This is a genomic window from Clostridium culturomicium, assembly GCF_000821305.1.
Lineage (GTDB): Bacteria > Bacillota > Clostridia > Clostridiales > Clostridiaceae > Clostridium_J > Clostridium_J culturomicium.
This window is the reverse complement of the sequence record NZ_CCXK01000017.1, coordinates 1,422,318-1,435,349: the sequence shown is the minus strand read 5'-3', so window position 1 is coordinate 1,435,349 and position 13,032 is coordinate 1,422,318. Positions and strand designations below refer to the sequence as shown.

Sequence of the window (13,032 nt, the reverse complement as noted above, 5' to 3'; positions counted from 1 at the left end):
TGGTTTTATTAAAAATAAACTTAATTGATAGAAATGAAAATATAAATGTAATTGGATTTTCAACACACTCATGTCAACCAGACAAGGGTATATTTAGTTTTTAATTATATATTTTTATTTATTAAATAAATATTAATTTGTATTTTCCTATTGTAAAAGTGAGAAAAATGATATAAAATTAATATTAATTTAGCGTTCAAAGTTTGAACACTAAAAATTTTAAAGAATTATGTTCAAAAAATGAACAAAGTGTTTTGGTAATTAGTATTCTTTTATTGGATACTAAAAAATTTACAATGATATGTTCATTTATTGAACGATATAGGTTTTTTAGTTAGTATCCTTTGTTGATACTAAAAATTTTACAAATTAATGTTCAAATAATGAACATTGAAGAGAGAAAATAAAAATATTTTAAAACTATATAATATTTAAACCATGGTTGAGGAAAGTTAATAATATGGTTTAAAGAAATATAATTTGAACTTTTATGGAGGGTATATTATGCAAGCATTAATGTTAGCAGCTGGAATGGGAAAAAGATTAGGAAAATACACTAAAGGTAGTGCAAAGTGTATGGTTGAGGTTGCAGGTGAAAAGTTAGTTGATAGAGTTATTGAGGCAGTAGAGCAGGCAGGAATAGAAAGGTTTATTATTGTTACTGGACATGCAGGAGAAGAGCTTCGAAGCTATATTGAAGAAAAATTTAAAGACTCTTCAATTGAATTTGTTTTTGTTCATAATAGTAATTACGATAAAAGCAATAACATATATTCACTTTACATGGCTAAGGAGTATTTAGAGCAAGATGACACAATTTTATTAGAGTCAGATTTGATTTTTGATAAGAATATTGTAAAGAATGTTGTTCAGTATCCAAGTGAGAATGTGGTTACTGTTGCGAAATATGAACCTTGGATGGATGGTACGGTTACTCTTCTTACGGAGGAGGATTATATTAAGGAGTTCGTTGAGAAGAAGGATTTTAAGTTTAAACGTAAGGGAGAGTACTATAAAACCGTTAATATATACAAATTTAGTAAGGAGTTTTCACAAAAGACCTATGTACCGTTTTTAGAAGCGTATATTAAGTCTTATGGTACTAATGAATATTATGAGTTAGTTTTAAAGGCTATTTCTCATTTATCTTGCTCTTGTTTAAAAGCATACAAGCTATCCAACGAGAAATGGTATGAAATTGATGATGCACAGGATCTTGATATTGCAAATACACTGTTTTCTAAAGGTGAGGAAAAACTGAAGTTATTCCAAAAGAGATTTGGTGGTTATTGGAGATTTGAAGGGGTTAAGGATTACTGTTATCTTGTTAATCCATATTTCCCACCTAAGAGAATGGTGAGTCAGATGAAGGATAATTACTTGGAGCTTTTAACACAGTATCCATCAGGGATGTATGTTCAAAGCATTAATGCTGGAAGAATGTTTGGGGTGGATGAAAGTGAAATTTTAGTTGGAAATGGAGCAGCTGAAATTATCAATGGACTTGATACTATTCTTCAGGGAAGTGTTGGAGTAACAATTCCAACCTTTAATGAATATGTAAGATGCTTTAGAAATTGTACTTTGGAAACTATTGATTCTTCAAAAAACGATTATCGATTAAGTAAGGCAGCTTTAATTGAACTTAGTAAAAGAGTAGATAATCTTGTTATTGTTAACCCAGATAATCCAAGTGGAAGCTTTATTAAGTATGAGGATTTAATAGAAATCATTGAAGCTTGTGAGGCAAGAGGCACAAAGATAATTATCGATGAATCTTTCATTGATTTTGCAAATGAAGAGGTGAGATATACTCTTATAGATTCTAAAATCTTAAATAAATACAAAAACTTGATGGTCATAAAAAGTATCAGTAAGTCCTATGGAGTTCCAGGATTACGTCTAGGAGTAATTGCTTCCTCAGATAAGGAGCTACTTCAAAGGTTAAAGGCTGCCATGGCAGTATGGAACATTAACTCCTTTGGAGAGTACTTCCTTCAAATAATAACCTTATACGAGAAAGATTATAAGGCTGCTTGCAATTTAATTGCAGCAGAAAGAAACCGATTTATTGAAGAGTTAAAAAACATTAGTTTTTTAAAGGTTTATCCATCTCAGGCAAATTATGTTCTTTGCGAATTAAAGGATGGCTTTAAGTCTAAGGAAATGGCAATTGAACTTTTGGAAAAAGACAACGTGCTTATTAAGGATTTAGGTGAAAAAAACACCTTTGAAGGAAAAGAATTTATCAGGCTGGCAGTTCGTGATGAAGAGGATAATAATTACTTATTGAATGTATTAAAAGCATATGAATAAATCTCATAATCTAGACCTCTCGGGTCCAAATTTTGGATTCGATAGGTCCAGCTTATGAGAAAGTATAAATGGGGGACGGAACATATGAAAACTTTAGAAACTATGGATAAAAGCTATTATAAACAAGGGGATAAGCAGACATTGGTCAATATTTTTAAGGATGATGAAACTCATGAAACACAGGAAATGAAGGTTAAAAGCTGGGTTTCAAAACTGCTTAAGGCTGATGAAAAATATATTTGTAACATTGAGCGTCTTGGTGGACGTACAAATAAAAGCTTTAAGGTAACAGTTCATAATGAAGACTTTGTTGTGAGATTTCCTGGCAAGGGTACAGATGAATTCATTGACAGAAATAATGAAAAGTACAATGCACAAATTGCATATGACCTTGGCCTTGATAGTGAAACTATGTATTTTGACTCTAAAACTGGATTCAAAATTTGCAGGTATATTAAAGGTGCAGAAACTTTGAATAAAGGTTCAGGCAAAGAAATAGATAATATAAGGTTAATGGCGGAAGGGCTAAGAACTCTTCATTGCAGCCGTAAGGTTTTTAAAAGTGACTTCAACCCATTTAAAAGCATAAATTTTTATGAAAGAGCCTTAGAAGAAGTAATAGGAGAAGTATCTCAGGAATATAAAAAGGTTAAAGCTCAGTGCATGGCATTGGAGACCAAATTAAAAAGGCTTGGGATTCATAAAGTACCTTGTCACATTGATCCACTTCCAGAGAATTTCATAAAGGTTGGGCAAGATAGAATTTATGTTATAGATTGGGAGTACAGCGGAAATTATGATGCAGTTTGGGATTTAGCAGCTGTATGCTTAGAATGTAATTTTACTAAGGTTGAGGAAGAGGAGCTTTTAAAAAGCTACTTTAAAGGAATTAATATTGAGGAAGAAAAAGCAATATGTGAAAAGATATCAATTTATAAAATTGTACAAGATATGTTCTGGTGTACTTGGGCAGCTGCAAAGGCAGCTAGAGGTGATGATTATCTTATTGAGTATTCAAAATTTAAATTTGAGAGAGTGCAGAAGATGTTAAAAGAAAAATAGATTTATGTAATTACAGTGTGAATAAAAATATAGTAAGTGAATTTGCAACATAGCTGATCCGGAATTTAATGGTAGCTATGTTGTTTTTATATTAATCAAAAAATACAAAATTTTTATAAAAATATAAAAAATTAAAGTATTTATAAAAAAACATCACAGAGTTGTTGCGGTTAAAGACTTATAATTTTTGTGAAGATGTTTTAAAAGAATATTAGATTCCATTAAAAATCCAATACCTTATGTTTTAATAAAACTATCCTTTATGTAAATTTTTATAATATAAAGCTATTTGTTACAAAATTTACAGAAATGTAGAAGAAAATCTTAATATATTATAAGATTAATAACGAAGGAGTGTCAAGGCGAAAAAGAACATTTTATAGAAAATATATCATGGGGTAAAGGAGTAGGATTTAAATTTTAAATACAAAATTGAGTAAGGATTTTAATAATAAAGTTTACATTTTTATTTTATTTGCGATGATGGCTGCTGGTGTATGTTTAGTTTTACATATTGGGTGGCATTGCGAGATGAATAGAACTTTAAATAGAGGTGAGATTATTTGTCTGAGGACAATAGAGCAGGATTTAAGGATATTTATAAATGATAAGTTGGTGTATGAGTACCTTCCACCTCAGAAGCAAAGATGGGATAAATATATCCCTAGTAAGTGGCATTTTATTTCATTAGAGGAGATAGAGGGGGATGCTATCATTAGGTTAGAATTCACATCTCCGTATAAAGGGGATATTGGTCAGAAAAATTCAATGTGGTACGGAACTGTTGAAGTAATTTTATTAGATTTATTTAAAGGAATAATAGTGAAGCTGATTATTAGCTTTATTGCTATTTTATCAGGCATATATATATTGATAATAAAGTTTATAACAAATAAACATTGGGATAAATCTTTTATGTACTTAGGTTTCTTTTTTATTGCCTTTGGGCTTTTGTCAGCAATAGATGCTGGAGCAATATTTTGGTCAGTATATTCTCTGAATAGTCGAGAATATATTAAAGTTTTTTCGCTAATGATAATGCCAATGATTTTTCTGTTATTCGTTAAAGAAAAATATAATATTAGGGAAAGTGTTGCTTATAAATTACAAATGACAATTTATTTAATAAGCTTTATTCTAAGTTTCATTCTTCAGTTGTTGGGAATAACAGATTTTATTCAATTAATTCCATTAATTATATATTTAATGATAATAACAACAATCTATATAGTCTATATTATATTTTTCAAAGAGAAATTGGCGTTAATCTATAGAGTTATTTATGGATGTGGATTTTCTATACTCATTTTTTGTATAGTGAAAGAACTGATAATGTATACAAATCATGAGTTTTATTTTCTTGGAATGTATATTAGAAGTGGTGGACTATGCTTCCTGTTTTCTCAATTGACTGTAGAGGTAGTTAAGCATTCTGAGGAGTTAAGAGAAGAAAAAATAATAAAAACACAGCTAGAAGAATTTAGAATGAAGTTTATGAGTCGTCAGATGGAATCACATTTTTTTAGTAATGTTTTAATTGCTATTCAGGATTTATGCTACACTGAACCAGAACTTGCAGCAGATACAATAGGATTATTTTACTCTTACTTAAGAAGCAATATGAATCTTTTAGAACAATCAGGAACAATATCCTTTAGTTATGAGAGAGATTATATATTAACCTATATGAAAATTCAAAGGATATGTTTTGGAGAAGAAATTGAGTATGTTGAGGATATAAAATTTGATGATATTAAAATTCCACCACTTACAATACAACCCTTAATAGAAAATGCGTTTCGACATGGTGTGAGAAAGAGATCTGGTAGTGGTATAATTAAACTTTCAACCTTTTGTGAAGATGAAAATATATTTATATTAATCGAGGATAATGGTGTTGGGTTTGATATAAATAAATTAAATGAGCTTCCATGTGTATTTAGCTCAACAAGAAATATAGTATATAGATTAGAAAAATTATGTGCTGCGAAGGTGAGTTTTGAAAGTGAAATTGGAGTTGGTACAAGGGTGACAATTAAAATACCAAAATGGAAATGAGGAGATAGTGATGAAAGTTATCATTATTGATGATATGCTTTATGCAAGAAATATGCTTGCTAGAATATTAAAAGAGCATGATGAAATTGAGTCTATAAGAACATTTTCAGATCCAATTAGTGCTTTTGAGTATATAAAAGAAAATTCAGTGGATTTAATATTTTTGGATATTGAAATGCCGGAGATTAATGGAATGGAACTTATTTCTGAATTTGATAAATTAGAAGATCCTCCTATGACAGTATTTGTAACGGGATATGCAAGTTATGCAATTAATGCTTGGAAGACTATGGCCATAGGATATATTCTAAAGCCTTTTAATAAGGAAGATATTGCACAGGTTATTGAAAAGTATAAATTACTAAAGGGAATTAAACAGAAATCCCTAGGACACATTGAGATTAAATGCTTCCCGGGGTTTGATGTTTTTATTGATGGGAAGCCCATTGGATTTAGGAGTAAAAAAGCAAAAGAGTTATTGGCGTATTTAGTACATAATCAAGGTCAATGGGTTAATGTAAATACAATTTGTTATGTTCTTATGGGAGATATAGATGAAGGAAAAGCTCAAAATCGTGTTCGCTCATACTTAAGTCGACTTCGAAAAGAATTGAAAGAAGTTGGGTTGGGAGAGTTAATTGAACAAGCCTATGGTAAATGTCGTGTGAACACAAAGCTTTTCACTTGTGATTATTACCGTGTTTTAAAGGGTGAACTGTCAATCTTTAATGGCGAATATATGTATGAGTATTCTTGGGCAGAGGCAGTTAAAGAAGATATCTTAAATAAAGTTAAGAAAATGTAAAAAATTATAATTTTTAATCGAAACATCACAGTTTTGTTGCGGTTAAAATATTATAATTTTTTTATGAAGTAAATTTTACTAAAAAAATACAATAATAGTAATTTATTTTGTAGAAAAAATTGATAAGTTGAAGAAGATACCTTGATATGAGAGAATAACCAGAAATAAGAAGAAGATTTTAAGGGATCTTGATATTTAAGGATAAATGATTGTAGTATGAATTTTTGTGAGTAAGAGGTGGTTTAATGAATAAAGTATATTCAAAGGATTCGTTAGGATTACTTTTAAATACAGCGGCAGAGTATACTTTTTTTAATGGTATAAATTGTGGAGAACATATAGGTAGGAATACCTTTAGTGGATCTAATAATAACACAATGCATAAGGAAGTTTTAACAATGTTAAAGGAAGGATTTTATTCCAATTTAGGTCATGAACTTAGAACACCATTAAATGTATTACTGGCTTCAGCTCAATTAATTGAACATAAGTTAAGTAAAATTAACAATGATGAGTTTTCAATGGTTTTAAAAAATGAGGTTACAAATATAAAATTGAATTCCTTTCGCTTATTAAAACTGTCTAATAATTTTATCGATTTAGCAGAAATTCATGCTAAGAATTTTTTTCTAAAATATGATAATTATAATATTGTTGAATGGATAGAAAGCTTATGTGAAGATATTAATAGGTATTTAAATGAGTTTTTATCTTCAAAAGATATGACAATTATTTTTGATACTTCAAAAGAGGAAATTATGTTAAGTTTTGATAAAGCTATTATTGATAGAATTTTATTGAATTTAATTTCAAATTCAATAAAATTTAATCGTAATAATTCAGATATATATGTAAAAATATCAGTGAATGAAAAGCATGTAATAATATCTGTGAAGGATTATGGAATCGGGATTAGTAAAAAAGATATTCAATCTATTTTCTATGGTTTAAGCTACAATGAAAACCAAATGACTAAGCCAGCTGAAGGCTGTGGTCTAGGGTTAGAGATAACGAAGAATCTCGTGCAAATGCATGGGGGAGAAATTGAGGTTAAGAGCACTTTAAACATAGGGACAGAAGTCAAAATAAAATTGCCTTTTTTTAAAAATGAAAATGATGTATCCTCTTATATTTCTAGTAAAGTTCTTTATAACAGACAGTACAGAATAAAAATGGAATTATCAGATATCTATGATTATGAAGGTTAAAATGATTATTTTATATAGGAGGAATAAAAAAAATTGAAATTATATAGAGTTTATGAAAATTTAATTAGAACTATGGTCATAACTTCAGTTATTAGACCATAGTTTTTTTTATTTATAAATTGAATAGCTTAACCTTTATAATATGATTATATAAACATATCATTTCTATGTGCATATATATTTTTAAACTTTTGTGGAGAAATTCCATATTCCTTGGTGAAAGCTCTATATAAACAAGCGTAATCCTTAAAGCCACAAAGGGTATGGACCTTTCCGATGGGTTCTCCCTTCAAAATCATAGTTTTAGCTGCTTGAAGCCTTTCTTGAGTGATGAGCTGTTGTACAGACATGCCAATTACATCTCTGAAAAGGTGACAAATATAATATTTGCTTAGAAAAAACTTACTGGCTATTTCATCTAGAGTTAAATCACTAGTTAAGTTGTTACTTATGTAACTTGATATGTTTCCAACTAGCTGCTGTTTGGGATTTAGGATATTTTCCTTAGTTTTGCTATATACAATCCTATCCACATTTACAAGAATTGATATTAGTAAGGCGTGACCGTGGATTTCCTTGCAGAATTTATCACTCCGGTTTTCGTCAATTAAGAAGTAAAACTTACTGGCTAAACCTAAGATTATGTTTTCAGAAAGAGAAATCTTAAAATTTGAAGTTTCTTCTATCCATCTAAAAGAATATAAAAAATCAGAATCTGATTCTTCAAGTTTTCTTTTATAGTCATTATGGATTCTTAATACAAAGCCAGTACACTCACTGTTAGACTTTTCAGTATTTATTTTATATTTATTATTAGGAGGTATAATCAAAATATCCTTATTAGTAATTTCATAAATTTCATTATTTATTAGAAACTCAGTATTACCTTCAGTAAAAATATAAAAATCATAATGATTATGAAGGGATTCTTCAATATCAGTTAAGTTTTTTGTGTTAAAATTATACAATTCAAAAGTTGAGCAATTCATTTCGTTAGATAAAACTTCATTTGTAAAATTAAAGTCCATATTACACCTCACACCTATAATATCTTGATTTTTTTAGTTTATCATAATGTTACAGTACTAAAGTTAAGTGAAAAATAAAAAAACTCCTTAGAAAATATCATAAATTTTATAATATTTATTCAAATTATAGCACGATTTAATATAAAGTTAAGCAATATATATAAGAAAAACAATTTTCATAAGATTTAGAGCAAGTAGTAATATTGAAGGTGGATGTTTAATTAACCTATAATGAATTCACTGAAGTTATTAAAAAAACTGAATTTTAAAAGTTTTTAAATGTGTTTGATTAATGAAATTTTCAAATGATAAATTTAATTGATTTTTAATACAAAAGATATTATAACTTCAAATTAACAAAAAATGCAAGTGTGTTTTATCAAGGAAAGGTAAAAAATGAACATGATAAAAGAATGTAAATCTAAAAAATTTAAAGAATATGTCTTGGAAGACCTAAACACCGGTACACGAGCAGTAATAGTTCCAGAAAGAGGCGGAATTCTTTCATCCTTTTCACTTAATAGTAAAGAGTTTATTTACTTTGATGAAGAAAACTTTTACGGTGATGACAGACCAAGATGTGGAATGCCAATTCTTTTTCCATGCTGTGGCAGAACTGAGGAAGAAAAGTATACTGTTTCCGGAAAAGAGTATCCAATGCCAATCCACGGTATTGCCCATACTTCTGCCTGGAGTGTAAAGGAATTCAAATCAGAAGAAAAGACAAGTATAACCATTGAGCTGGCTTCTAATGAAGAAAGTAAAAAATATTATCCCTTTGATTTTAAAGTTACTTTTACTTATGAACTTCAAGGAAATAAGCTTACTTTAAATCAAATTTATAAAAATGAAGGACAAGTTCCAATGCCTTTCGGTTTTGGATTCCATCCATACTTTAATATTAGTGGATTAGAAAATGTGGAGCTTCAGGTTAATGCAAAGGGAGCATTAAACTTTATGACAGGAGCCGTAGAGCCCTTTGAAAATCCAGTTAAGATGCCAATAATGCCAGAATCTCACGGCTTATTCATGGGAGCAGAGAAGAAAATTATTTCAAGGGACAAGGTGTTAGGAAATCAGATTCAAGTGGAATTTGATGATCATTATGGAATTATGATGTTATGGTCTTTAAGGGAGAAAAACTTCCTATGTATTGAACCATGGAATGATATGCCTAACGCATTAAATACTGGAGCTAAAAACTTATTAAATCCAGGAGAAGAGCTTAAATCAACTATGAGTATTACCATTGGAATTGAGAATTAAGAATTAAAAATAAAGAATTAAGAATTAAGAATTAAGAATTAAGAATTAAGGAAGCTCCTTCTCATATACATTCGAAGGAGTAAGTTCCACTAACCAAATCAAAGATTTGGAGTGTAACTTAAGGAGGGAGAATTGAGATGAGAAAATTATTTAAAAACTGTGATGTAATTTTAGCAGATAAAGTTATGAAGGATGGAGCAGTTCTTGTTGAAGATGGAAAAATAGCTTGGCTTGGTACTGCGGAGGAAGCTTTAAATTTAAAAGCCGAAGAAGTAGTTGATTGTGAAGGAAAATTCCTTTCACCAGGACTTATTGATGTTCACTGCCATGGCGGCGGAGGCGGGATGTTCATGACACAGGATCTTGAACAACACGTTAATGCAATGAAGGCACATATGGCACACGGCGTAACTTCAATGACTCCAACATCTATTGTTAATAATGCTGAAGAGATGAAGGAACTGGTAAAGATTAAGAAAACTATTGATTCCATGGAAAACATGCCTAATCATTTAGGATACTTCATGGAAGGACCATATAACATTCCACATCCTGATATGGCTGTTGGTTCATCGGAGCTTCCAGTAATAACTGAAGAAAAGTATGCTCCAATCGTTGAAGCAAGTGAAGGTACAATTAAGCGTTGGATGGCTGCACCGGAGCTGGAGGGAGCTTTAGACTTTGGAAGATATATAAGAAGGAATGGAATAATCCCTTGTATGGGTCATTCAAATGCTACTTATAATGAAGTGGAGGCAGCAACAAAGGCTGGATATTCTACAGTAATTCACCTATACAGTGTAATGTCTACTGTAACTAGAGACAAGGGCTTTAGAAGAGGAGGACTTGTGGAAGCAGGACTTCTTATAGATGATTTAGATGTGGAATTAATTTGTGATGGATGCCATCTTCCACCGGAGCTTATTAATCTTGCTATAAAGGTTAAAGGCTATGACAAAATAATGCTGGTATCTGATGCCATACCACTAGCTGGAATGGGATTAGAAGGAGAGTTTGAAATGATGGGTATGAAGCTTGTAATTGAAGATGGTGTATGTAAACCACCAGCTCGTAACTGCTTCATGGGAAGTATTGCAACTGGAGATAGATTAGTGAGAACGGTTCATAAAACTTGTGGACATCCACTATGGGCTGCAGTAAGAATGGCTTCTAAAACTCCTGCTCGTCACCTTGGATATGAAGGAATTAAAGGAGAAATAGTAATTGGCGCTGATGCAGACTTAATAACATTTGATGAAGATATCAATATTCATCAGGTTTTCTTAAAGGGAAGAAAAGCAATATAACATAAGGTTTGGCAGTTTTATTTATATTACTTTCTTATATATGAAGTATTTCTTTTATAGGGCAATTATCTTATGAAGTAATTAGCATATGAAACAATTATAATATGAAGCAATTATAATATGAAGCAATTATTATATGAGGTAATTGTCTTATGAAGAAACTTCTTTTAGAAAGGGACAAGACTCACCTTAAGAAAACTGGATGTGTATTAATATAAAGCTCTATGTAAGAGTAGTAAATTATTATTTATTAAATGAAAATTAATAATGAAAAGTAAATGAGTAAGGAAAGAATTGCTACGGAATTATTAAGGGTAATGAAAAATGTGAAAGCTACTTTGTGCATAGTGTAAATAATAAACAGGGGGAAAATAAAAATGAAAAAAACAAGAAAATTTGGCGTTAAAGACCAGGTTGGTTATGTTATGGGAGATATGGCTGGAAGCTTTGTAAATCTATATGTAGATGCTTTCTTCCTAACTTTCTGTACATACGTGCTTGGAATCAGCACATACTTCATGGGAACTTTATTCCTATGTGCAAGACTTTGGGATGCAATAAACGACCCAATCATGGGATCATTCCCAGATAGATGGCAAATTGGTAAAAGTGGGGACAAATTCAAACCATACATAAAAATATTTATGATACCATTAGCATTATCTGGCCTTTTATGCTTTGCAGATGTAAGTTCATTAAGCACAACAATGAAGCATGTTTGGGTATGCGTTGCTTATGTACTATATGGTATGAGTTACACAGGAACATCTATGCCATTTGGTTCAATGGCTGCTGTTGTTACTAACGATCCAATCGAGCGTACAAAGTTATCAAGAGCTCGTTCTATCGGAGGAACTATAGTTGGTATTGGAGCTTTATCACTAGTACCACAATTTGTATTCGATAAAGCAGGAAACGTTATTCCATCTGGATTCTTTAAGGTTGCTATAGTATTTGGTATCTTATCTGTACTTTGCTACTGTGGATTAATGAAGTTCACAGAGGAGAGAGTAAGACAACCAAAGGTTGAAGGACAAAAATTTAATTACGGTAAAGTTCTTAAAAGTGTATTGAAAAACAGACCTCTTATCGGTGTAATGGTTGCAACAGTAGGTTCATTAATATATATAACTGGTAACGGTCAGTTAGGTTCGTACCTTTATAAGGAGTATTATCATGCACCACAATTATTATCAGCAGTATCATTACTAAGCTTACCAATAATGATTTTAGCCTTCCCATTAGTACCAAAACTAACTGCTAAATTTGGTAAGAAAAATACAATATTATATTCAGTAGGTTTCAATCTAGTTATTTCAACTATATTACTATTTGTTCCAATTAAGAGTGCAGTTGTATTCTTAATAATTAACACAATAGCTACAGCAGGACAAACTGCTTTCATGATGTTAATCTGGGCTTTAGTTACAGACTGCCTAGATTACCACGAGTACATCACTGGGGAAAGAAACGACGGATCTTTATACTCTATCTACACTTTCTCAAGAAAGATTGGTTCTACAATAGCATCAACATTAGCAAGTTTTGTGCTTGGAGCTGTTGGATATGTGTCAGGAGTAGCAGCTCAAACTCCAGCAGTTGCAGCTAACATCAGAACTCTTTGTACATCAGTTCCAGTTGTAACTTGTATATTAGAGCTTATCGGAATTGGATTAATCTTTAACTTAACTAAAGAGAAGTCTGAGGAGATATACAAGGCACTTAAAGACAGAAGAAAAAATGCTTAAGGGAGACTCTAAAGTTAGGAGCTTAGCTTTGAGATGTTGCACCAACATTTCTTTAAAAAAGAACATAAGGTGAGCAAAAATAAGTCACCAACATTTCTTTAAAAAAGAACATAAGGTGAGCAAAAGTAAGTCACCAACATTTCTTTAAAAAAGAGCATAAGGTGAGCAAAAGTAAGACACCAACATTTCTTTAAAAAAGAATATAAGGTGAGAAAAAGTAAGTCACCAACATTT

The 13,032-nt window shown here is 30.6% G+C and carries 9 protein-coding genes; 8 read left to right on the top strand and 1 reads right to left on the bottom strand.

Annotated elements, in window-relative coordinates:
* The first annotated feature begins 504 nt into the window (after positions 1 to 504).
* From BN1075_RS19200 to BN1075_RS19180, 5 genes are all read left to right on the top strand, one after another.
* Complete coding sequence (locus BN1075_RS19200) at positions 505 to 2,316, top strand: aminotransferase class I/II-fold pyridoxal phosphate-dependent enzyme (RefSeq protein ID WP_040194929.1); 1,812 nt, start codon at positions 505 to 507, stop codon at positions 2,314 to 2,316.
* A gap of 84 nt (positions 2,317 to 2,400) precedes the next feature.
* Positions 2,401 to 3,378, top strand: a complete 978-nt coding sequence (locus BN1075_RS19195) for a choline/ethanolamine kinase family protein (RefSeq protein ID WP_052406648.1) — start codon at positions 2,401 to 2,403, stop codon at positions 3,376 to 3,378.
* Between the two features lie 531 nt (positions 3,379 to 3,909).
* Positions 3,910 to 5,436 (top strand): sensor histidine kinase, encoded by a 1,527-nt coding sequence (locus BN1075_RS19190; RefSeq protein WP_040194928.1) that lies wholly within the window; start codon positions 3,910 to 3,912, stop codon positions 5,434 to 5,436.
* A gap of 10 nt (positions 5,437 to 5,446) precedes the next feature.
* The gene (locus BN1075_RS19185) at positions 5,447 to 6,241 is read left to right on the top strand and encodes a response regulator (protein WP_040194927.1); all 795 of its coding nucleotides are present in this window, start codon (positions 5,447 to 5,449) and stop codon (positions 6,239 to 6,241) included.
* 245 nt (positions 6,242 to 6,486) lie between these two features.
* Positions 6,487 to 7,449 (top strand): sensor histidine kinase, encoded by a 963-nt coding sequence (locus BN1075_RS19180; protein ID WP_052406647.1) that lies wholly within the window; start codon positions 6,487 to 6,489, stop codon positions 7,447 to 7,449.
* Between the two features lie 146 nt (positions 7,450 to 7,595).
* On the opposite strand, the gene BN1075_RS19175 is transcribed toward BN1075_RS19180, so the two are convergent.
* Entirely contained in the window at positions 7,596 to 8,477 is an 882-nt protein-coding gene (locus tag BN1075_RS19175) for a helix-turn-helix domain-containing protein (protein WP_040194926.1), read from the bottom strand.
* A 396-nt stretch (positions 8,478 to 8,873) separates the two neighbouring features.
* On the opposite strand from BN1075_RS19175, the gene BN1075_RS19170 reads away from it, so the two are divergent.
* The 3 genes from BN1075_RS19170 (at position 8,874) to BN1075_RS19160 (ending at position 12,798) form a co-directional block, all read left to right on the top strand.
* Complete coding sequence (locus BN1075_RS19170) at positions 8,874 to 9,743, top strand: aldose epimerase family protein (protein ID WP_040194925.1); 870 nt, start codon at positions 8,874 to 8,876, stop codon at positions 9,741 to 9,743.
* A gap of 137 nt (positions 9,744 to 9,880) precedes the next feature.
* Positions 9,881 to 11,050, top strand: coding sequence for an N-acetylglucosamine-6-phosphate deacetylase (locus tag BN1075_RS19165; RefSeq protein ID WP_052406646.1), 1,170 nt, complete (start codon positions 9,881 to 9,883; stop codon positions 11,048 to 11,050).
* 377 nt (positions 11,051 to 11,427) lie between these two features.
* Positions 11,428 to 12,798, top strand: a complete 1,371-nt coding sequence (locus tag BN1075_RS19160) for an MFS transporter (protein WP_040194924.1) — start codon at positions 11,428 to 11,430, stop codon at positions 12,796 to 12,798.
* The last annotated feature ends 234 nt before the right edge of the window (positions 12,799 to 13,032 follow it).

What these genes read in the sequence shown, in the direction of transcription:
- BN1075_RS19195 (WP_052406648.1), top strand. Translation starts at nt 2,401, where the DNA reads ATGAAAACTTTAGAAACTATGGATAAAAGCTATTATAAACAAGGGGAT.
- BN1075_RS19165 (WP_052406646.1), top strand. Translation starts at nt 9,881, where the DNA reads ATGAGAAAATTATTTAAAAACTGTGATGTAATTTTAGCAGATAAAGTT.
- BN1075_RS19175 (WP_040194926.1), bottom strand. Translation starts at nt 8,477, where the DNA reads ATGGACTTTAATTTTACAAATGAAGTTTTATCTAACGAAATGAATTGC.
- BN1075_RS19170 (WP_040194925.1), top strand. Translation starts at nt 8,874, where the DNA reads ATGAACATGATAAAAGAATGTAAATCTAAAAAATTTAAAGAATATGTC.
- BN1075_RS19185 (WP_040194927.1), top strand. Translation starts at nt 5,447, where the DNA reads ATGAAAGTTATCATTATTGATGATATGCTTTATGCAAGAAATATGCTT.
- BN1075_RS19200 (WP_040194929.1), top strand. Translation starts at nt 505, where the DNA reads ATGCAAGCATTAATGTTAGCAGCTGGAATGGGAAAAAGATTAGGAAAA.
- BN1075_RS19180 (WP_052406647.1), top strand. Translation starts at nt 6,487, where the DNA reads ATGAATAAAGTATATTCAAAGGATTCGTTAGGATTACTTTTAAATACA.
- BN1075_RS19190 (WP_040194928.1), top strand. Translation starts at nt 3,910, where the DNA reads ATGAATAGAACTTTAAATAGAGGTGAGATTATTTGTCTGAGGACAATA.
- BN1075_RS19160 (WP_040194924.1), top strand. Translation starts at nt 11,428, where the DNA reads ATGAAAAAAACAAGAAAATTTGGCGTTAAAGACCAGGTTGGTTATGTT.